This window comes from Cedecea neteri, assembly GCF_000757825.1.
Classification (GTDB): Bacteria; Pseudomonadota; Gammaproteobacteria; order Enterobacterales; family Enterobacteriaceae; genus Cedecea; species Cedecea selenatireducens.
On the sequence record NZ_CP009451.1, the window covers coordinates 1,700,791 to 1,721,580 of the forward strand.

The 20,790-nt window shown below is 46.4% G+C and carries 15 protein-coding genes, 1 tRNA gene and 1 pseudogene; 2 read left to right on the top strand and 15 right to left on the bottom strand.

Features of this window, described 5'->3' with window-relative positions; genetic code table 11:
- Positions 1–41 precede the first annotated feature (41 nt).
- A complete protein-coding gene (locus JT31_RS07780; RefSeq protein ID WP_038475279.1) occupies positions 42–1,460 on the top strand; it encodes an NAD(P)/FAD-dependent oxidoreductase in 1,419 nt (472 codons plus the stop codon).
- A gap of 145 nt (positions 1,461–1,605) precedes the next feature.
- Here JT31_RS07780 and JT31_RS07785 read toward each other — a convergent pair whose 3' ends face one another.
- The 6 genes from JT31_RS07785 to JT31_RS07810 form a co-directional block, all read right to left on the bottom strand.
- A complete protein-coding gene (locus JT31_RS07785) occupies positions 1,606–2,097 on the bottom strand; it encodes a TIGR00645 family protein (RefSeq protein WP_038475281.1) in 492 nt (163 codons plus the stop codon).
- Positions 2,098–2,159: 62 nt separating this feature from the next.
- Positions 2,160–2,585 (bottom strand): phosphate-starvation-inducible protein PsiE, encoded by a 426-nt coding sequence (locus JT31_RS07790; RefSeq protein WP_081948173.1) that lies wholly within the window; start codon positions 2,583–2,585, stop codon positions 2,160–2,162.
- Between the two features lie 660 nt (positions 2,586–3,245).
- Positions 3,246–3,722 carry a WbuC family cupin fold metalloprotein gene (locus JT31_RS07795; RefSeq protein ID WP_038475283.1) on the bottom strand — a complete coding sequence of 159 codons (477 nt, stop codon included), beginning with the start codon at positions 3,720–3,722 and terminating at the stop codon, positions 3,246–3,248.
- 1,007 nt (positions 3,723–4,729) lie between these two features.
- Positions 4,730–6,598, bottom strand: coding sequence for a hypothetical protein (locus JT31_RS07800; RefSeq protein ID WP_038475285.1), 1,869 nt, complete (start codon positions 6,596–6,598; stop codon positions 4,730–4,732).
- 1 nt (position 6,599) lies between these two features.
- Positions 6,600–7,115 (bottom strand): ABC-three component system middle component 2, encoded by a 516-nt coding sequence (locus JT31_RS07805; RefSeq protein ID WP_052048986.1) that lies wholly within the window; start codon positions 7,113–7,115, stop codon positions 6,600–6,602.
- Positions 7,112–8,227, bottom strand: coding sequence for an ABC-three component system protein (locus JT31_RS07810; protein ID WP_235212926.1), 1,116 nt, complete (start codon positions 8,225–8,227; stop codon positions 7,112–7,114). Before JT31_RS07810 ends, JT31_RS07805 begins: the two co-directional genes overlap by 4 nt.
- Positions 8,228–9,405: 1,178 nt before the next feature.
- On the opposite strand from JT31_RS07810, the gene JT31_RS07815 reads away from it, so the two are divergent.
- Positions 9,406–11,010 carry a protein kinase domain-containing protein gene (locus JT31_RS07815; RefSeq protein WP_038475291.1) on the top strand — a complete coding sequence of 535 codons (1,605 nt, stop codon included), beginning with the start codon at positions 9,406–9,408 and terminating at the stop codon, positions 11,008–11,010.
- 257 nt (positions 11,011–11,267) lie between these two features.
- Here JT31_RS07815 and JT31_RS07820 read toward each other — a convergent pair whose 3' ends face one another.
- The 9 genes and pseudogenes from JT31_RS07820 to proA form a co-directional block, all read right to left on the bottom strand.
- Positions 11,268–12,188: a hypothetical protein gene (locus tag JT31_RS07820; RefSeq protein WP_038475294.1), complete on the bottom strand. Its 921-nt coding sequence runs from the start codon at positions 12,186–12,188 to the stop codon at positions 11,268–11,270.
- Positions 12,189–12,257: 69 nt separating this feature from the next.
- Positions 12,258–12,785: a hypothetical protein gene (locus JT31_RS07825; protein ID WP_038475297.1), complete on the bottom strand. Its 528-nt coding sequence runs from the start codon at positions 12,783–12,785 to the stop codon at positions 12,258–12,260.
- A gap of 11 nt (positions 12,786–12,796) precedes the next feature.
- Positions 12,797–13,354 (bottom strand): hypothetical protein, encoded by a 558-nt coding sequence (locus JT31_RS07830; protein ID WP_038475299.1) that lies wholly within the window; start codon positions 13,352–13,354, stop codon positions 12,797–12,799.
- Positions 13,355–13,836: 482 nt separating this feature from the next.
- A complete protein-coding gene (locus tag JT31_RS07835) occupies positions 13,837–16,527 on the bottom strand; it encodes a TOPRIM and DUF927 domain-containing protein (RefSeq protein ID WP_038475301.1) in 2,691 nt (896 codons plus the stop codon).
- A 67-nt stretch (positions 16,528–16,594) separates the two neighbouring features.
- Positions 16,595–16,786 (bottom strand): annotated as a pseudogene (locus tag JT31_RS07840) (helix-turn-helix transcriptional regulator); the annotation flags it as partial.
- Between the two features lie 120 nt (positions 16,787–16,906).
- Entirely contained in the window at positions 16,907–17,833 is a 927-nt protein-coding gene (locus JT31_RS07845) for a hypothetical protein (RefSeq protein WP_038475304.1), read from the bottom strand.
- A gap of 130 nt (positions 17,834–17,963) precedes the next feature.
- The gene (locus tag JT31_RS07850; protein ID WP_038482928.1) at positions 17,964–19,178 is read right to left on the bottom strand and encodes a tyrosine-type recombinase/integrase; all 1,215 of its coding nucleotides are present in this window, start codon (positions 19,176–19,178) and stop codon (positions 17,964–17,966) included.
- A gap of 165 nt (positions 19,179–19,343) precedes the next feature.
- Positions 19,344–19,419: transfer RNA gene (locus tag JT31_RS07855), tRNA-Thr, on the bottom strand.
- A 110-nt stretch (positions 19,420–19,529) separates the two neighbouring features.
- Positions 19,530–20,783 carry a glutamate-5-semialdehyde dehydrogenase gene (gene proA, locus JT31_RS07860; protein ID WP_038475307.1) on the bottom strand — a complete coding sequence of 418 codons (1,254 nt, stop codon included), beginning with the start codon at positions 20,781–20,783 and terminating at the stop codon, positions 19,530–19,532.
- Positions 20,784–20,790: the final 7 nt, after the last annotated feature.

The following is a 20,790-nucleotide window of genomic DNA, read 5'->3' on the forward strand; positions in this document are numbered from 1 at the left end:
TAACTTATTAAACTCTAAAGCAACCTTGCTAAGGCGGATGTATGAATATAAGCAGGAGAAAATTAATATTAGGCGGGGGGGCTATATGCGCTGCAGGTGCGGTAGCCGGAGTCCTTCCCCCCATGCTCAAACAAGAGGGAAGACTGGTCGCAGGCAAACCAAGATATGGTTTTGTTTCGGGCACAGAAGGTAATATTCCAAAGGCAGCGGATGTCGTCGTCATTGGCGCGGGCATACTCGGGATTATGACAGCGATAAATCTGACCAAAAAAGGATTATCCGTTGTTATTCTGGAGAAAGGCAATATTGCAGGGGAGCAATCATCTCGTTTTTATGGCCAGCTTATTACCTATAAAATGGAAGGCCAGACATTCATGCTCCATCATCTGGGGAAACAGCATTGGCGTGAGATGAATGCCATGATCGGGGCAGATACCAGCTACCGAACCCAGGGGCGAGTTGAAGTCCCCTTTGACGACGACGACTTAGATAATGTGACGAAGTGGATTGCCCGGAAGAAGGAAGAAGTCGGCGGCACGAATCCTCTTCAAACCAGAATTATCGAGGGCAATGAGTTAAAACGGCGTCTGACCGGAGCTGTTTCAACCTGGAAGGTGGCAGGTTTTGAAGAGGATTCCGGCAGCCTCGATCCTGAAATTGCGACCTTCAAGATTGCCGAGTATGCCAAAAGACTTGGGATCAGAATTTATACGCAGTGTGCCGCCCGGGGGATTGAAACCCAGGGCGGTGCTGTTTCCGATGTGGTCACCGAAAAAGGCTCGATAAAAACAGCTCGCGTTGTACTCTGCGGTGGGGCATGGTCCCGTTTATTTATGCAAAACCTCGGCGTGGACCTGGAAACGCTGCCGGCATATCAGTCTCAGCAATTGATTTCAGGCACAGTAGGGCTGCCTGGCGGGAATGTTGCCTTACCGGGTAATCTGTTTTTCCGCGAACAGGCTGATGGAACCTATGCTACCTCGCCTCGCATTGAGGTCATCCCTATCGTCGAAGACTCATTTAAATATGGCTATAAATATCTGCCCCTGCTGGCTCAGCCCGATGCCGCAGTCCATCTGTCAATTAACGAGCAATTGCTCAACTCATTTAAGCAAAAAAAGAACTGGAAGCTGGATGAAATATCGCCCTTCGAGAGCAACAGGGATATGGTTGCCTTGCCGGATGTCAAAGATTTAGACAGGTCACTTGCCCGACTAAGGGCAGAGTTTCCTGCTTTTAACCATTCGACAGTGATTGACCGATGGAGTGGCGCTATGGCCGTCGCGCCGGATGAGTCACCTATTATTTCTGCCGTTCAAGAATGCCCGGGGCTGGTGGTTAACACGGCCACAAGCTGGGGGATGACTGAAAGCCCTGTTTCCGCCTCTATTGCCGCAGATATTCTGCTGGGGGACACGCCTGTACTGGATCCTAAAGCATTTAGCCTTTACAGATTTTAACCGGGACCGGAGAACAGTGAGGAATAAAATCTGTGCCGGATTATACCCTCCGGCCACAGGCTATTTTTCATACATCCCATGATGACGGATAGCATTCCTGGCAGTTTTAACTGCCAGCCTTCTGAGCTGATGCCATGATTTAAAATCACACCTTACGCGTTATTTTATCCAGAATCCCCATGGCAAAGGCTGAAAGGACAAATGTCATATGCATGATGACATACCACATTATCTTCCCATCATTAAAGTTACCGGCATCCATAAAGACCCGTAGCAGATGGATTGATGAAATCGCGACAATAGAAGCAGCAACCTTATTTTTCAGCGAGGTAGAGTCAACCTTCCCTAACCAGTTCAGCTTTTCACTGAGGTGTTTAACGTTAAGGCGAGAGACAAAATTCTCATAGCCGGAGAGCATGACCATAACCAATAACCCTCCCACCAGGGCCATATCTACAAGCGACAGCAGCAGCAGGATAAGATCCGACTCCGCAATCAGCAGGATATCCGGTAATACATGCACTATTTCCTGAAAAAACTTAATCGTTAATGCCACAAGCGCCAATGACAGCCCAAAATATACCGGGGCTAATAACCAGCGCGATGCACAAAGCAGATTCTCAATCAAACGCTCCATATAATGACTCACTCCCTTATAAAGATGAATAAACAACACCAGTTTTAACGCAAAAGAGTTACTTATGGCTCTATCTTCTTACTTTTAGTGAATAGTAAAATGGTAGACAAAATGAAAATTGATGCACAATACAGGATGGTGTCCTGAGCGCTGGAATGATCCACAATCAACAATCGTATTATTGCCGTGATGGCAATATAGATAAAATACCTTAATGGGAAATGGCATCCGGATTTAAAGTAAACCACTATCAGCGCAACGAACTCAAAGAATAGAAAATACGTCACCAGAGCCTCAATCAAATCATATGAGGATTTCTCTGAGGTATTGTTATAGAGCATCGCGGCCATGTAACTCCCTTCCCGCAGAAGGAAGATTGTTAAGATCAGGCCGACAAAACAGAGGCTTATGTTAAGCATGCCGCGGATAAGCGCGGTAAAGACATCTGTCCATTTTATTTTTAGTGATGAAAACATACCAAACCACATATATTAAAAAAAGGCATCTCCAAAGAAGAGATGCCGGAAGCGGATGTATAAAACATCAAAAAAATCCCCAGGAGAGACATTTGATCAAATACTTAAACGCGAAAAAACGCTTCCGCACTTTAAGTACGATGAGTATATGCCGCCTCATTAAATAAAGGATAAACAAAGTCGAGGCACTGGATTTTGGCGTCATCAAATTACAATCATAGACAAATAACTTACAATTATTGAAAATCGAAAATATAAATCACTTTCGAATTAAAATTTCAATGAATAGTTATTTAGCTAAATTGTATAAAAAAACGGAGTGGGTCCTGACTGCCCTATCATCTGCCTTATTTCCGGGCACCCGATGCGGCAAACGTGCTCCCACACCAGTGTGCCCTTCAGCAGTCACCCAGCATTGCTGCTATTGTCAGCTTCGCGGGTTATCCGTTGCGGGCAAGATGCAGACCAGAACACCGGGCCCGGCGTGCGAACCTTTTAGCTTTTTACACTGAGGTATATCTGCTCGGTTAACTGACCTGCCCCGAAGATAATTCGAACATAATCAGGGTCAAGTTCAGTTATACACACGAGATAAGAACGGGATAAAGCCGTTGTTGACGGCTTTAATTTTATTTCGCAGGCCGGGAAAGAGTATGAGAGGGTGCGGTAATATTACAGGGAAAAACCGCCATCCCCCACTTGCGCCAGGGCATACCATTTCATCAACTCAGCCGTTCCCGGCTCGTTTTCGGCAGGTGCCCATGGGGCCATATCTTGCTCAGCTACAGGCCGGTACGCCCCATGTTTTACCTCAAAAATAACCCCACCTTTATCCAGCGACAACACCGCATGCCAGGTCCCAGCCTCCGTCTCCAGCACCTTGCAGTCTTCACCTAACACAACGCGGTGGGTCACGTTGCCATTGTCATCAAAATTCAATACCAAAAAGCGCCCGCTAAGGGACGTCAGCAGCTCAAACGTGTGCGGGTGACGGTGAGGGCGAACATAGGTCCCCGGCTCCATAGCAATAGCCAGGCGCTGAACAGGGTCGCTCAATTCAGGATGGAGATTACGATGGGCACGTAAGCGAGGAGAGTTTGCGGCTTGCTCGCTTTGTTTTTGTAGATCGCTGAACGTAATTTGTTTCATATTAACCTTTGTGAATGTAGGTCGCTCACGGCAACCAGGACCCCGGATGTCGCATGGTTTTATGCTATCTCAACAGACGATTAGCCACGGCTTTAGCAGCACAAATCTCTGCCCGGATTATAGACGCTGCGGCTAATGCCCCATAGCTCCAGAACGAGTCTATTTACAATACCACCGGCGTTCCTGCCGAGGCTTGCTTGAGAATGGCTATGTGCTGGTTGGCAGTAAAACGCTTTTTTATGGGGTGTCCTTATGTGGCTGATGAGGACATTGGTCAGGTTGGGGTGTGTTAATTAGTGGGGGGCAGATCAAAGTCAGTAGACGTAGAAATACTATCGAGAGCGTTAAAACTTGAGAATACGGGCTTTTAGTTGATTTCGGCAGACTTGGGAAGAGTTTGATAATGGTGCGATAATAGGAACAACACCTACTGCATAAAGATATTGATTTTTAATCATTTTATTTAATTCGATCTTTTAGCATACCCCCATAAGTACCCCCAAATACTGGTACGTCGGGTGTAAGTACAGATTAAAACCATGGGCTATCAAGACAATTGGCTCTGGTTTTACCCCCTAAGTTCTAGTTCACTACATTCAGGTCTTTTTTTTAGTAGTACAAAAAAGTATCAGGTATCAGCCCTTATAGCTGAAATAATTCCCTCTAGTCGTCGACGTAAGCTGACCACCGCTTTAGAGTTTTCCAACATAGATGCAGCTTGCTCCCTGTTGATGGTAACCTAGCCTTTCAAATATTCTTTTGTTTACATATATTTTTTGATGTAAGACTTCTACGTATGTTCATAAGAGCCATCTTCCAAAAGACATTATCGACTACACAGCCTCCGCTCCGGTTAAGTCAATAGCTCACCTTTTCTTAACTTCGTCTGACCACTACAGTGCTTGTAGAATCAATCTAGCGGTAATCAAGACTACCGCTTCCTGCAAACCAATTAAATATCTGCAATTTGAAGGCAACCCATCCAAAGTTACAGCATTAAATTAGGGCTATCTTTTTGAGGGCTCTGGGATAAGGGCTTTGCGCTCTCCGTCCTTAGCATGCTCACCCGCGAACCATTCGTAATGAACATTATTGATGATTGATACCGGCGGTTCTTTATTCTCAATAACTATGATCTGTAAGGTATCAGGCAATTGAGTCAGTGAATGCCAGAAGCCTTCCTCAATACCAGCCGATATGGGTTCATCGGAACCCGATACCGTAGCGGCTGCTTTCTTTTTATAACTTGTCAGCGGTGAATCAATCACGACCAGACCAGGATGTGGATGTCCTTTTTTGATACAATACTTCAGTAATCCTATGATGAAAGCTGAATAAAGAATGGCACGAACACCTTTACCGTGAGACTGACGAGGTTGTCCATCAACAATGATGTCATACTCTTTTTCATTAAATGAAACGTTAGGCTCGGTACCCCATTTCCAGTCTTTCAAAACAGTTTCAATTTCTCTGCAAAGTTCAGCCAGCGCATAGGTAGATAACCCCTCCCACTCAAGTCGTGGTTGAGTGCTGTTCTCAAGAAGTATTTCCATATCTTCTTGATGTTTAAGTAATTCAAGCCACCGCTGACGATCAATCAACTCGGCGTCCCTTTCGGCTCGCTGCTCAATAACTAAATCCAGGTTTTCTTTGGAAAGTACAAGAAGAGGCTCAAAAGTATGTTTTATCTGGTCCTTCATTCCATCTAAGCTTTCTTGTGAATTATTTCTTTCTATATTCAGAACTTCTTTTCTTCGCTCAAGATCACCCATCGCTTTTTGCAGGTCTTCAAGGTATCCATGAATTTTTGCAGCTTCAGCTAAAGAAGACCGTCGGACTTCATCACAGTTCATTAGTTTTTTAGCGTTCTCACTATGTGGGTATGGTAAATTTTGGCCACAGAGAGAACAAGGAACTTCCTGAAGTGAAGTGAAGTAGTGAGAACCTTCGGAAAGAAAATCCAGCCGTTTCAGGTCAGAATGGTAACGTTCTTTGAGTAGGCTATATCTTGATTGGATTTCAACTACCCCCATTAACTGGGATTCTATTTTTAACGTCAACGCTGTCTCTCTTTTTATTCCCTCATGCAAGTCAGAAATAGCACCTGTAGCCCTCTCCACCTCATCAATAGCTTGGGCGATTAATTGCTCAGATAAATCATCTGCTGAGGCCGTGAATGGAAAATTAGGCAAACAATTTGAAAAACGTTCATCAAGTGGTCGAATCAAATCCTGTATGAATTCGAGCTTCGCCATCAACCTCGCCCTTACAATTTCAGGCTTTTCTTCTACGGTAACGCCATCATCATCATGCCCGGACAGGATGTACGAAAACATGCGTTTTCGGACTGTATCGTCATAACCAGAACGTCCCGTTACTGGCGAGTATTCGTCGATGATGGATACTTCATCCACCAAAAATATAGGAGCCAGCGTTCGAATCGAAAAACGTTGCGTTTCGCCACGAGCATTCTTGCGAAGCTTCGCCTCTTTGATCCCCGCAAAAGGGAAAAGTATGGACGTAACGTCTGGTCCCTTACTCGTTCCTTTACGCACAGGGGCAATTGTTTTACCTTCTTCACGGATGTCTTGAATAGCGACATCATGTGCCTCTAATTTTCCACCCTCTAAATCGCGCTTGAGAGTTAAGACCCCCTCTTTATCATTTTCGAATTCAACATAAAGATATGTGTAATCTGTGGCCTCTTTCAATTTTTTTTTGAGTTTTTCGGCACCAAGGATATAGTCAAGGCAACTAACAAGGTAACTTTTCCCAGTATCGGATTCCCCAGCTAGAATATTCGCACCCTTATAGAAATCCACATAAGCGTCTTGAACGCCGTTTCCGCGTAAAAGTATTTTTCTTATACGTAGCATTTTATAAATCCAGTAAGTCTATTGCGGTCAATCGGTCGAATTCAGAACCCCATTGCCCCACGTTCTGAGATATGTATGAAGCAAGTTCTTCATCCGTGTATTCACAGAACTGCTTTGTGATCCAGAAGGCACGTTCTGCAAGCTCTTTTGCATACTGTGACTTTAAAAGCTGCACAAACCTTCCTGTTAACTCGGAAGCCTGATATAAAATCCCTTCGGCAGCAAAGACAACCTTAATCAATTCTCTTGATAGCATTAAATGCAGCCCTTCCTGAATTGCGCTTCGTTTAACAAGAAGCTCTGTTCCCCGATGAGGAACTGCTGGGTGAAGGCTTTTGGGTCCCCCAGCTACGTCACTGGTATGCACAAGAAGGTAGTCATACGAAACTACCCTTTGTAGGTCCATTGCTACATTTCCCGCTGCAGATAATATGAACAGCGCTCGGAATCCATACTCTAGCGGAGTGTTAAAAGGTCTTTGTTCAAAGTTTCCTTCAGCTACTGGCATTTCACTCATGGATTGCACCAATTAATCAAGTTAGTATTGGCTAGTTGATGGCACATACCTTCACGATCCTTACTCGTTACATGAATGGCAAGTGGGTGCGCACCAAGTTGCAGTGTCTGAGCGGCCTTAACAGTATTTTTTAACCGAACGAGTGGAGTCCCTGTCAGCTCTGAGGTGTAGTGATACAGACCGTCATCAAACTCTTCGAGTAGAGAATTAAAAAACTCTTGATTTGCCATCTGATCCCTAGCGAGTTCTTTCAGTCCTTCCGAGCAATAAAAAGTTATTCGAGACCGTTCAAAGAGTTTTACATGGCTGATATTTGATTGAAAATCAACTAAATCTTGCACCTTGGTTTTGATATCGTCGCTGATAACTGAAAAGAGTTGTCCAATATAAACAGTCTCTATGGGAGCCACAGATGATGGTGGTTTCGCTGGTGGGTCCCGCTCAATCAACGGTGCACCAAACACCATAAGATGAAAAGAGGTTTTACTGTGTTCAGCAAGAATATCAATAGGCTGTTTTGCATGAAAAATACTAAAATCAAAATCTTTAATATATTTTTCAAGTTCAGGGGTTAAGTCAATACTATGTTTCGATGTAATTGGCTTTGAAAAAGTTGCCCATCCGGATAACATTTCCTTTTTGAGTTTTGTTGGATCATCTAGGAGGTCTTGGAATGGCGATGTTACCCCTTTGTGTGTAACAAAATGGTATTCAGTAGGTACTGAATAGTCCTTGATAAAAGTATAATAAAGAACTTTTGCAATTTCGATGCCTGCCTTAGAAAGGCCTAAATTGGCATCATAATGTTTGCATTGATATAAGTGCCATCTTCGAGGAACAGCATCCGATGAATCAAGCCATACGACAATATCTCGGCCTTTATCTCCCGCCCCGCCACGTTGTTGTACTTCGTTGACATATTGCTGACCAGCTAAGTATTCAGAGGCCCATTCGAGTGTAAACCTTTCAAATTCGGCGGCACTAAACTGTGCCAGACGATCCAGGGGATCTATTGGAAGCCCCACACCTAACCCAAGCAAACGAGCGTTCACACCCGGCCAAGTTGTAGGAGCAGAAAGTCCGCTAAGCGTCGAATTTGAATTCTGTTTCATCTTCTCTACCACCACGACCTCCATGGAGAAGCGATAATAAGTTTTTATTTTTTAAATTCTTTTATCAAAATCTAACACAGTTCCCTAGGAAAGTAATCGATTAGGATTCAACACTCCATACAAAGCCGAAGCTTAACCTGCATAGGTTTATGAGGCATCCTTGAGAAGCTTGAGATTGTTTGAACGAGGTCACATAAGCTGTAAACATTATCCCGAAGAATTTATAACTTGAAATAATCAAACAAGCTGTTGACCGTGTACCAGGATCATGAACTGCTGGGAAATAGTCTTATGTCCGGCGCATCAACCAGGATGAAAATGCCATTTGCTGGTGTGCAGGCATCAAAGTCGTCTCAGGTTTTACCTGAGAGCACTATACCGCGAGGGTCCACTGCAATAAAGGTAGAACGTGCGCAGTTCAAGCAACATATACTTGCCCTGGGGCCTCCGGACTAGCCTGACACGAGCAGCAGTGAAAGCCCACGTCCGGCCACGAAGGCATGGAGAACGGTTACATCGGTATCGATATAAATATTACAAAACGTCTGGCCAAGTCAGGGTTCTAACCATGGCAGAGACGAAGTCACTCAGGGTAGAGAACTTCGTAAGATCGAGCGCGGGCATAAATAATTTCCTATATGTCCCAACTGCATAATGGATTGCACAGACCAGAGATACTCTGCGGCATACCACGGTTTCGTTGTGTCCTTTTATAAAAGGTCTAAGATAAGGCACGGAGAACAGTTGGCGATCCTGCACCGTCAACATGGCTCTCTTGACTATTGATGTAGAGTGCGCCTTCGCTGGCGAGAAAGTTAATAGCCACCACCACTTCTGATGGCTGGCTGGTGCGATGGGCTGGTATGACTGTTACAAGAAACTACACGTTGAACTCGCTGTTTTCACCGTTTGAGTCCTGTCCGGCTAGACCGATAAGAATATCCTCAGAGGTGGCCAGAATATCGGTTTCAATCACGCCCGACATAACCGTGTTTGCGATGATACCGCATTTCCTGAGGTCAGCAGCGAGAGGGCAGCATATACCTTCCTGGCCTGCTTTGTATGTATCATAAGGTAGAAATTTGTGTACCACCACGGACAAGGCTGCAGCTTATCTATGCCAATCCATGATGGAAATACTGAATGAAGAGGCCGCAGGTTAGGGCCTGGAGGATTTTATGGACATAACTAATTTAATCAAAAAGCTAAAAGAAGCCAAAACTATAGACTCACTGGTAGGTGAATTTACTTTTATCCAGCAAATAGGTGAAGGTGGTAACAGTAACGTCTGTCTCTACAAAAAAAATGACATTGAGTTTGCCATCAAATTTTTTTCTAAGGGGATTGATGACAGCTCAAAGACAAAAAGATTCATAGATGAATATTTTGGAATGGCACAAATTCCATCCCATCCCAATATTGCTGAATACCTTCACTTAGATACTATCACACTTCATGATGAAAGTTATCTTATAATCATTATGAAACGTTACGCAACAACACTTAAAGGAACGCTCGAGGGAGAAGATGACAAATCTGTTTATGCCAAAAAATTAGAACTCCTTTATACTGACCTTTTGAAAGCGATTGAACACCTGCACGTAAATGGTATTATTCACCGTGACATAAAGCCCCAAAACATTTTGATTGACGGCAAAACCGGCCATTATGTTCTTTCTGACTTTGGAATTTCTAAATTCGACCCTGAGAGCTTCGCAAAAGAAGCCGAAACGCAGGCAGGAGACCGCCTAGCAAATTATCGTTACTGTTCGCCAGAACAGCGGGGTAAGGGATTTCTGGCGACAATGTCTAGTGATCTATACTCTTTCGCTCAAGTCATACAGGAGTATGCAACCGGCGATATAAATCATGGCGGAGGAAGAACTCTAGTTAAATTTCAAGACATTGAATTCCTGAAAATTGTGGATAAGGTTATTAATAGGTGCCTTATGCATAAACCGGAGGAAAGATTCGATAATGTCGATGAATTAAGAAAGTTCATGCATGAAGAAAGTGATAAATATAAGCGACATTTGAAATATTTAGAAGAACAGAAGTACGCAACTGAGTCATGGAACTATCTTTATAAACTGAATGAAGCCATTTCTAAAGGATTCCCAACTATAAAAACGTTTGGTGAAATCACCGATCCTGCTAAAATGGTTCGTTTTTTTAATTGCATAGATGCAACAATTCAAAGTGAAGAGCATAAAGATAATCTATGGTTGATTGATTCTGGAGGTGGAGACCTTAACTACTTTGGAGCAAAACACATCAACGAAAATGAATTTGAAATCAATTACGGGGGCTTTTTATATCAGTCTCGCATAAGAAAAATTTTGGTTCACCGTAGTGATGGAAGCATATATAAACATTATTTTATTGTCTTAGTCGATGCTATGGATCCTTTCGAATATGATGATATTGCTGACCTGAGTGTAAAAAAAACCAGAGAATACTATCCAAAAAAGGTCGATCACACGGTTATATGGGAAGGTCATAATTTAGATCCTGATGATACAGAAAACATGTATATTGAAATTGAAGGCGCTGTTTATGAAAAAAACAGTGATTCATTCAGAATGATGCATCGTTACGTTGCTACTGAGGCACTTTTCGTGTCACCGACAGATGTATTCGGGTACGGCGTCAATGTTAATGACAATGTCAAACTGCTTCTGGAAAAATGCATTAGGGAGAACACTCTCAGCGTAGAGGCCAATCGTCAATTCTGGAAAAGAGCGGGTTGGCAGTTCGCTAACTGGATCAGCTCCAATAGATAAGTACACTAAAAGGGTGGCTAACTGCTACCCTAATGTTTGAAGAGGCGCATGGGTTACTCTTTCTACAGAAATTCAACCGCAGCGGCCTCAGGTTTAGCCCACGCGCAAGAGCTCGATACACTGGCTGAAGATGTACAGAGCGCCCCCTATAACTAACGAATTATAACAATTTGCATTACCTACTAAATGCCTATGGAAAATGATAACAGTAAATGAGTTAATTGGTGGAGTGCCACGCAGATAGTGAGAAATTCATTTCATGCTCCAGTGACACGAACAAACCACACAGCAAGTTTCTGTATAAAATTCCTACGTTGGTGACGTTCAACTTCTTGAGCACGGATTTCCTCCTGTTCCTTTTGCCTCTGATTGGTTAGCAGTGTCGGATTTCTGTGCATAAATTCACGGTAGGCTGATTCGGCGACGAGGGCATCACCTGTAATAGCGACAGCGGTAGCCTTGAAGCTTGCTGCCTTCGATCTGAAATCTCTGGCTGATTTCATGATACGAGAGACTTGAGACTGCTTAAGGGCAGATTGGAGCCTGTTTGCCTGAACAAATATCTCCATCAATTCTGCCCTATCGTCAGCAGGGAACATCCAGCCTAAATGCCCGTTACCTTGGAGATAAAAATCATAGTTGGCGTACCGCTGCGATAGCTTCTTAACCTTACCTGCAAATTCTTTTTCTACTGTGGCTAACGCAACGAGTGTTTTCGTTCGCTTTGCAACGGATTCTTCTGGGCCTGCCAGCAACCCCTGTTCACTTCTCAGCCTCTGAAGACCCTTCCCGAGCGATTTCACATCACTGGCCATAGCATCAATTGAGTCAGACATCTGCTTCGCATGAGTGTTGTGGAGCGATAGCCATTTTTCGTAATCCGTAACGTCAGCACACGCTGCGAAGAGTATCTTTTCACTGCTGTACATTTGGGAATAATGCATTAAAATTTTTACCGACAGCTCACACGCTCGGCAATAACGCTGAAAGCGAGAACTCTGTAACCGGCTTACCATCGCATCGGAAAAAAGCTGGCACTGCATTTCATCCCAAAGCTCCCCATCCAGGGTTTCCATTACTGGAACGGGAAAGTCACTTTCTCTCTTTCGTATTTCATCAAAATATTGTTGCCTGACGTGCATAAGCCCGCAAAAAGCTGCTGTAGTTATTTTCATCATAAATAATTGGTCTTTTTAATATGCTGCAAAAATGCAGCATCGAATGATGCCATTACAACTCGCCCACTCTTAATTGAGGGAATGTCTTTTCACGATTAAAGGATTAGCCAGACGTCGGAAGATCTTCCGATACTGCCAGTATAATCGGTCAAACTCTGTTTCATCTGGCTGTTTGTGAATGAGCATTAGCCGCTTAAGACCATAGAATTCCTTTACCAACTTTTCGTGACTCAATATCCGGTCATGCTCAGCGGTAATCTGATAACACTCCTCAAGCGCCCAGGCTCCCAATTTTCGCCAGAATGCATTATTAACCGGCATGAGCTGAACATCGTTGGTTTTTAGCTGGTGAGCTACAAATGCTTGTGGTAACTCACCAATTGCCTTCTGATGCTGAAAATCATACGACCGCCAGACCCGTAAACGGACCTGGTCTGGTTTCGGGTACCACCAGGCAATCAGATATGCAGTGCAATGCTCCCCAGGCGGAGCATCCAGATACACCACATTTCGATGAGTATCTGTGCGCTTCAATAACCGATATCCAACCGGGACTTCGTATCCTTCCAGAGCATAATCTTCATATTTCCTAATCAAGATAGCCTCCCTCAGGCTCTGGCCAGTGCATCCTCAACCTGATCCATTCTCCCCAAGATGCCCGTACAGGCATAAGGGAAAAGCTCCAGTGACTGCCGCAGCTCTGTTTCGCTGCTGATCTCCCGAAGATAAGGTTTTTCTTCGCGATCAAACAAAATGAGTACCACACCAAATCGCCTTTTCAACCGCTTGGCCATACATTCCCAGTACTCAAGATCGTCACGGTAATTGATAGCGATGCATTCAGTCCGTAATACCCATTCCATAAAGGCCGCTTGAGTTCCACGTGGACAATTACGTTCGGGCTGATCATCCTGCCAGGCATGAATTTTCAATGCTGTGGGTAATCCTGGAATAAAGGTTTCAACCTGCCTCATATGGAACCGGCAGACAATTTGCGGTTCTTCACCAAGATTGACCAATGCAAACTGGCTACCATCTGTACGCATATACCATTGTCGCCAGGCTGCGGTATCCACTCCAGGGATTTGAATTTCATACACGCCTCTTTCAAAAAAATCTGTGGTTTCATCCACCAGCGTTCTTTTTCTGATTTCATTTAATTCCATGCAAGGCTCCTTTTGCCTGTTGTCCTTTTTTATCTATACAAGCTAACAACCTTACACACCAGGGATTTTTATATATTTAAAAATGGTTCCGTTCCATATATGGAACAAATGATGACGCATATTTTAATAATTTAACCTGTGACATCACTTATAAGGCAAAAATAAAACAAGAGGGAAACAACTGTTATATTTAATCCAGTAAATATCAACGTAGAAGGTGTGGTTCAGTCGGGTCAGTTGGATTAAACCCTGAAGACATTGCTATTACTGGCATTTGTTGAACCACATTGAGTTGGGTCTGTGGTTCAACGTCAGGTACCCGTGGTTCATCACCTTCTGGAAGTTGGTTCAATCACATCATAGTTGGTTCCGTGTGGTTCAATTTTTCGACGTAAATGCCTGTGGGGCATAGGCACAAGAAAGTGATACCGACGAACCTACTGAACCACAACCTTCAATGTCAGAATCTCACGTAAATAATCTTACTTCTCTGGCCGAAACCTAATTTCAAAGACACGCGCTTGTCTGCCATTAACACGAGGGGATTTCTTCATATATCCCCTGTCGATTGTCGGAGGGATCAGCATCCCGGCCTCAATCAACACCTCACAAACTTGCTTGTAATTGAATCCCTTCGCCATCTCGTTTTTGAATGTTTCAGGAAAGACATAAAAGGTCAGTGGGTCGTCCTCATGATTTCCCCTTTGCCTGTAGCCCGCTAAATCCCTGATTGGCAACGCGACAGGGTCGAATGGTAACGGCGCAAATCGGCTAAGTCCATAAGCATTCAGGAATGCTTCAACCTGCTCAATAATTTGCTCTCGTTCTTTATTTCCGGAACCAAAAGCATCCAGCCATGCGTCATAACAGTGCCGAACCGCCTCAATACATGCCTTTTCATTCCAGCCCGTAAGCGTTCGACTAAGCAGCAGAGCAGCTTCAAGGATCGCAAACCTGGAACCCACTCGGTGTACTTGCTCGCCATGTTCAGCAGGGATTTGGTTACGCCAGCGCAGTTCACATTCGCGAACAACGTCAATCGCCTGCTGCTGGTGGTCAACTAACCATTTGATCCACTCTCGACCTGCTGTCCCATAGCTGTTTTGATAGCCATTTTTCAATGCGTCGGCGTGTTGCTTCCCAGTCTCATATTCATGGAAGCAATTGGCCTTACTCAACGGGATATTGAGCAATCGTACAAGTTGGCCAGCTTTCGTCTTATGCCCCGCCGCCGAAATGAAGGTTTCAAGATCCATCTCCCCAGTGCTAATGGCAACTGTTCTCCAGCGCTTAAGGTCACGGTTCCCACCTTCTTTAGCGCCCTGCAGTTTACCCACGCCGTTGAACAGCGCGTAGGCACTTTGAGACACACTAACCGGGTCAGCTCCTTGGCCAACTTCATCCAGTGACATCAGGCCATCATTATGCGCAGAGGCTTCATTAGCCAGACCCAGCGAGGTCCCATACCACGTAAGCCGCAGAAGATCAGGACAGCCATACAAACTGCTGGCCACATTCGCCGTGGTGGTCTTGCCTGCACTGGACTGTGCATAGAAATGAAGTCCAAATCCATCCGCCCCACACAGACCAAGAAGTGGGGCGGCAAAGGCAGCGCCGATGGCTGTCATCATGCAATAATTTCCCTCTGCCAGATGTGCGACATCTCTACGCCAACTCTCAGGCGTCCCTTTGCAGGTATATCCAGAGGCTGCGGAGCTCCGTCCGCTAAATAAAACCGGAGTTTCGGGAGAACCGATAATCTCTCCGTCCGCCATGATATAGGCACCATGTTGCCACCCAGTGGCATGGGATATAAGCCAAAGTGTTTCTGGATAATTGCGCTGGAGCCAGTCAGCAAGCGTCGCACGCAAACCACTTTTTGCGGTAATGTTAACGCCACCTTTTTTCAGCACCCTCCATCCTTCCTTTTCGCCAATGTCAGCTAAAGGGATCGCTTTAATGGTAGGCAAATCCGAGCCAAAAGCAGTCCAGCGGATAATCAGGTACAGCTCGTTTCCATCAGTACCTATTCCAACGACTTCCATCGGTGAGGATAACCAACTTTCCTGGAGAGTGATTTCGCCGCTGTCTTTGTCCACCTTGGGTACCACCCAGAAAATGCCATCCCGACGAGACTCAACGCGAGCTTTAAGTGGATCGTTTTCAGTGGTACAGACTTCCGACTCACCGTTGTGCTTGAGAGCCGGTAACATTGCTTTCGGCTGATATTGAACAACTGAGCCGTCAAAATCTGCAGAAGCTTTATCAAGCCCAAACCGCTGGTGGTAGTCATTCCAGTCAGCTTTGTAATCCACTGGCGGGAGAGCTATCCACCCCTCTACAGCTGCAGCGGCTTTTTCCGCAGCGGCTAACCCGACATTAGGCTGCTCCTCGCCCTGCCAGTCGTTATCAGCTGCGATGATGATTCGACTGTTCGGGTACTTGCGACGCATAGCCTGCGCTACAGGTGTCAAATTTCCGGCATCCAGACCCACTACGACCATGGAATCTGGCTGCATGAGTTGGACAGATAACCCCGTTGCAAGCCCCTCGCAAACGACAATGTCACTCCCCACATCAGCGGTACTCAGGGCGTACCATGCCCCCCTTTTGGCTGACCCTGGAAGAAGCTTTTTTTCGCCGCTTATTGTGATGGACTGAGCGGCCACTACGCTTTCAGTTTCATTTACCAGAGGAAGCAGCAGCGTACCATCAGGGAGCACCAGAAAACGCCCATCATTCAGCCCCTTCGCGGCCAGGTACTGGCTTTGCCCTGGCAGGGCTTTCGTAACCATTACCTGGTATTTCGACGTAAAACGCTGGCGACGGATTTCAGCCTCCTGATGTCCCTTTTGCCGGTAATAAGCTATTCCGTCCGCGCGAGAGCTATTGGCATGATTCAGCACAGAAGCGACCTGATTCGCAGCCTCTGTCGCGCTAACATGGTATGCCTTTTGGACTAAATCGAGCCCGTCACCCGCCCCGCATTGATTACAGATATGTGCGCCACAGCCTTTATCGTCAAATCGAAAACGGTCTTTACCACCACAGACCGGACAGGCTGAATGTTTACTCGGAGAACCTGGCACTATGATGCCAAGGCTTTGCAACACGAACGGCCATTGTCCCGAAGCTGCCTGAACCACCTCCCGGATGTTATCGATACTACGCATTTTTCACCCCTACATTTCCACAGTTTAGGGATGCGTTCACAGCGTGTGATTTGATTCCCGGGAGATAGATACCGTTACGGGACTCTTCGATGCGTTGATCGATCCAGTCATCGATTTCGCTCTCGACAAAAGCGATAGCGCGAGTACCGATCTTCACGGCAGAAGGAAAACGCTGCTGACTCATCAGGCGATAGATCCAGGCCTTGCTGTAGCCGGTGCGACGTTGTACTTCGGGTAAGCGGATTAAGGAATGGGACATGATTGACTCCAGTTGATGTTGAGTTATCTGGAGTCATTTCAAACAATTAAAATGCTGTGATCCACCACGCTGCAGCGCAGAATGTACACTCTGCGTCGCAGAGGTACGGTTTACGTTGTTTCACCATTTAATCTGATGGTGCTTCGCGTGCAATAAAATCCAGTTCCTGACAGTTATGAGAGAGTTGTGATACCCCTGTTCTTCAAGCCAAAGCTGATAGTGTTCTGCAGCCTTCATAGCACTTTTGAAGTTTGCCCTATTTTTGAGCCAATCATCGCAAACTAGCTGAGAGGCCTTACGGTTTCTGGCATGCTTCGCATCTGTAGCTTTCTTTGAAGAAACCTTCTTTTCATTCTTAAGGGCCGACAAATCGTTATCTGCCAAGATAAGTTGATGCTCAAGCGCAGCTCGTTTTTCCTCAAATGCCTCAAGCTTTTGTTGCTGCGCCGTCACAGCTTCAGCCCGGCGGGAATAACCCATTGCTTTCATTGCGTTCATCGCAGGTTGAACGATGAATGACATATCACTAAGAGTGATAGTTGTATCAGGATTGTCATCCTGAAAAGGGTTGGGGTAGACCGCGTCGGCGATAAGCAAAAGAGCCATTGCGGAGAAGTATTCAGCTGGCTCTGCATCAATAAACCCTTCAGAAGATTCGTTATCCACGAACCATTCAATGATTTCATTGAGCACCTCAACATTATCAAGGTCGTATATATCAAGATCGTTATCGTCGCCGACAAACTCGAGAAATTCACCATAACGATTATGTACATAGGCGAATGGATACAGCTCATCACCTTCCCAGCGAAAGTACGCTATATTTTGGCGGACTTCAGTTTCAAGCCGTTGGATCTCCTTTTCCCGCTCTTCCTGCCAGTAAACATCAATCAAATCCATGATCAAATTTTGAACGTGAATGACCTGAGAATTTGTTCTTTTTTTACGCGACAAGATCCGTCGGGCATGGTTTGCAATCTCGTTCAATGCCGTAATTGGGTAAGTAGGAATAGAAAAATCTAAGGGAAGAGTGTGTTGTTCAGACATGGTTACGTCAGCTACGCCATCTTTGATAGGGAGCTATGCCAACCCGCAAATGCATTACTGTGGCATAGCCCTGTGTTTTATACGTCTACTGCAGTCTACTCTTTTTTAGTTAAAACACTTATCCGAGCAGCTAAGCTGACTTTCCGAACCTGCCATGGACGAGATTTCCATTCTTCTCAAGGCTGTCTATGTAATCCGCATACCACTGCAACATCTCCCTGCGACCTTCCAGATACTGGGCGTGATTATAGGTACCACGAATCGAATTTTTATCGACGTGAGCAAGCTGGGTTTCAATCCATGCAGTGTTGTATCCCTGCTCGTGGAGGATGGTACTCATGGTATGTCTGAAGCCGTGGCCAGTAACACGACCGGTGTAGCCAATACGCTTGAATACTTGGTTAATGCTGGCTTCACTCATAGACTTTCGCGGATCATTGCGCCCAGGGAACATCAGGGAATAACGCCCCGTCATTTCTCGGATGCGCTCAATGATGTCTAGTGCCTGTCTTGATAAAGGCACAATATGCGGGCGGCGCATCTTCATACGTTCTGCCGGGATAATCCACACCGCAGATTCTGTGTCGATTTCTTGCCATGTAGCACCTCGTAGTTCACCTGTTCTGACACCAGTAAGAATCAGCAAGCGTGCGGCCAAAACGACTAAAATACTGCCCGAGTACTGAGAAAGGGATTCGAAAAATGCAGGAAGCTCGGATGTGTTCAGGAAAGGATAATGGTTGGACTCATGCCCTTGCATGGCGCTGGTGAGATCGGGGGCAGGATTGTATTCAGCCCGGCCAGTCACAATTGCATAGCGGAAAACTTCACCACAACGCTGCCTGACTTTTTTTGCCTTTTCAGTCGCTCCCCTGCTTTCCATGCGGCGAAGCACATTCAGCAGTTCGAGTGGCTTGATGTCTGCAATAGGCTTTTTGCCGATATAAGGGAACACGTCTTTATTGAACGCTTCCATAATGTCCGAAGCATATCCCTCAGACCATTTGTAAAGCTTACTAGCGTGCCATTCACAAGCGATTTCCTGAAAGGTGTTTCGGACACTAGCCTCTCGGGCTAGTTTCTCTTCTCTCTTCGCTACATTGGGGTCAATCCCACCAGCAATGCCCCTTTTAGCCTCTTCACGTTTACTACGAGCTTCAGCCAAAGTCACGTCGGGATAAACCCCAAGAGCAAGCAATTTCTCCTTACCGGCAACACGGTACTTAAGTCGCCAATAGCATTTTCCATTAGGGTTAACCAAAAGGTAAAGTCCCCCGCCATCAGAGAGTTTGTAAGGCTTATCTTTTGGCTTTGCGGTATCAACTTGTCGAGCGTTAAGTTTCACTGGGGGTATCTCCATCAGACCGAACAGCATATACCCCCGAATGTACCCCCATATGCATGTAGATTTTGGAGTATGTCAGTAGACGTCAGAATACAAGCGAGAGCTGGAAGATGCAGATTATAAGGGGTTTTAGTGAACTTGAGTAGACTTTGAGAGATGCTTGAATGGTGCCGATAATAGGAGTCGAACCTACGACCTTCGCATTACGAATGCGCTGCTCTACCAACTGAGCTATATCGGCTTTCAGGGCGCGCCACGAGCGTGACTGCGGTGTAAAAGGGTAAGGAAGATTGGGTGATGCGTCAACCACTTATCAAACTGACTGCTGGTTTTTGCATCACCCGGCTTCAATTACGCACGAATCGTGTCGTCGCCGAAGCCTATCCACTTGTAGGTGGTTAAGGCTTCAAGCCCCATCGGGCCGCGAGCGTGCAGCTTCTGGGTGCTGACCGCTACTTCCGCGCCAAGGCCAAACTGGCCGCCGTCGGTAAAGCGGGTTGAGGCGTTGACGTACACAGCGGAGGAATCCACTTCGTTAATAAAGCGGTTCGCGTTGCGCAGCGTGCGGGTCAGGATGGCGTCCGAATGCTGGGTGCCGTGCTCGCGAATGTGGGCGATGGCATCGTCCAGGTCGGCAACCACTTTCACGTTCAAATGCAAAGAAAGCCATTCGTCGTTGTAGTCAGCTTCTTTCACCGCCTCCACCGCCGCCGGGCCGTTTTGCAGCACAGGCAGCGATTTCTCGTCCGCATGCAAGGTCACGCCGGACTCGGCCATTTGCTTGCTCAGCGCAGGCAGGAAACTGTCGGCAATCGCCTGGTGCACCAGCAGCGTTTCCACCGTGTTGCAGGTGCTCGGGCGCTGGGTTTTGGCGTTGACGATGATTTTCAGCGCCGGTTCAAACTCGGCGGTGTCGTCCACCACGATGTGGCACACACCGATACCGCCGGTGATCACCGGGATCGTCGACTGTTCGCGGCAAAGTTTATGCAGGCCCGCGCCACCGCGAGGGATCAGCATGTCGATGTAGCGATCGAGGCGCAGCATTTCGGTCACCAGCGCACGGTCGGGGTTTTCAATCGCCTGGACCGCCGCTTTCGGCAGGCCGCACTCTTCCAGCGCCTGCTGGATCACCGCCACCGTGGCGTTGTTGGTGCGCCAGGTTTCTTTCCCGCCGCGCAGAATGGCGGCGTTGCCGGTTTTCAGGCACAGAGAGGCAACGTCTACGGTGACGTTCGGCCGGGCTTCATAAATCACGCCCACCACGCCGAGCGGCACGCGGCGACGTTCGATGCGCAGCCCGCTGTCCAGCAGCCCGCCGTCAATCACCTGCCCTACCGGATCGGCGAGATTGCAAACCTGGCGCACGTCGTCGGCGATGCCTTTCAGGCGGGCCGGGGTGAGCTGCAGGCGGTCAAGCATGGCTTCGCTGAGGCCGTTTTTACGCGCCTCGTCCACGTCCTGCTGGTTCGCGGTCAGGATATGTTCCGCACGCGCTTCAAGGTAGTCGGCAATTTTTTCCAGCACGCGGTTCTTCTCGCGCCCGGAGAGCAGTGCCAGCTGGTAAGAGGCCTCTTTTGCCGCTTTGCCCATTTGTTCAAGCATTTATCTG

What these genes read in the sequence shown, in the direction of transcription:
- JT31_RS07780 (WP_038475279.1), top strand. Translation starts at nt 42, where the DNA reads ATGAATATAAGCAGGAGAAAATTAATATTAGGCGGGGGGGCTATATGC.
- JT31_RS07785 (WP_038475281.1), bottom strand. Translation starts at nt 2,097, where the DNA reads ATGGAGCGTTTGATTGAGAATCTGCTTTGTGCATCGCGCTGGTTATTA.
- JT31_RS07790 (WP_081948173.1), bottom strand. Translation starts at nt 2,585, where the DNA reads ATGTGGTTTGGTATGTTTTCATCACTAAAAATAAAATGGACAGATGTC.
- JT31_RS07795 (WP_038475283.1), bottom strand. Translation starts at nt 3,722, where the DNA reads ATGAAACAAATTACGTTCAGCGATCTACAAAAACAAAGCGAGCAAGCC.
- JT31_RS07800 (WP_038475285.1), bottom strand. Translation starts at nt 6,598, where the DNA reads ATGCTACGTATAAGAAAAATACTTTTACGCGGAAACGGCGTTCAAGAC.
- JT31_RS07805 (WP_052048986.1), bottom strand. Translation starts at nt 7,115, where the DNA reads ATGAGTGAAATGCCAGTAGCTGAAGGAAACTTTGAACAAAGACCTTTT.
- JT31_RS07810 (WP_235212926.1), bottom strand. Translation starts at nt 8,227, where the DNA reads ATGAAACAGAATTCAAATTCGACGCTTAGCGGACTTTCTGCTCCTACA.
- JT31_RS07815 (WP_038475291.1), top strand. Translation starts at nt 9,406, where the DNA reads ATGGACATAACTAATTTAATCAAAAAGCTAAAAGAAGCCAAAACTATA.
- JT31_RS07820 (WP_038475294.1), bottom strand. Translation starts at nt 12,188, where the DNA reads ATGATGAAAATAACTACAGCAGCTTTTTGCGGGCTTATGCACGTCAGG.
- JT31_RS07830 (WP_038475299.1), bottom strand. Translation starts at nt 13,354, where the DNA reads ATGGAATTAAATGAAATCAGAAAAAGAACGCTGGTGGATGAAACCACA.
- JT31_RS07835 (WP_038475301.1), bottom strand. Translation starts at nt 16,527, where the DNA reads ATGCGTAGTATCGATAACATCCGGGAGGTGGTTCAGGCAGCTTCGGGA.
- JT31_RS07845 (WP_038475304.1), bottom strand. Translation starts at nt 17,833, where the DNA reads ATGTCTGAACAACACACTCTTCCCTTAGATTTTTCTATTCCTACTTAC.
- proA (WP_038475307.1), bottom strand. Translation starts at nt 20,783, where the DNA reads ATGCTTGAACAAATGGGCAAAGCGGCAAAAGAGGCCTCTTACCAGCTG.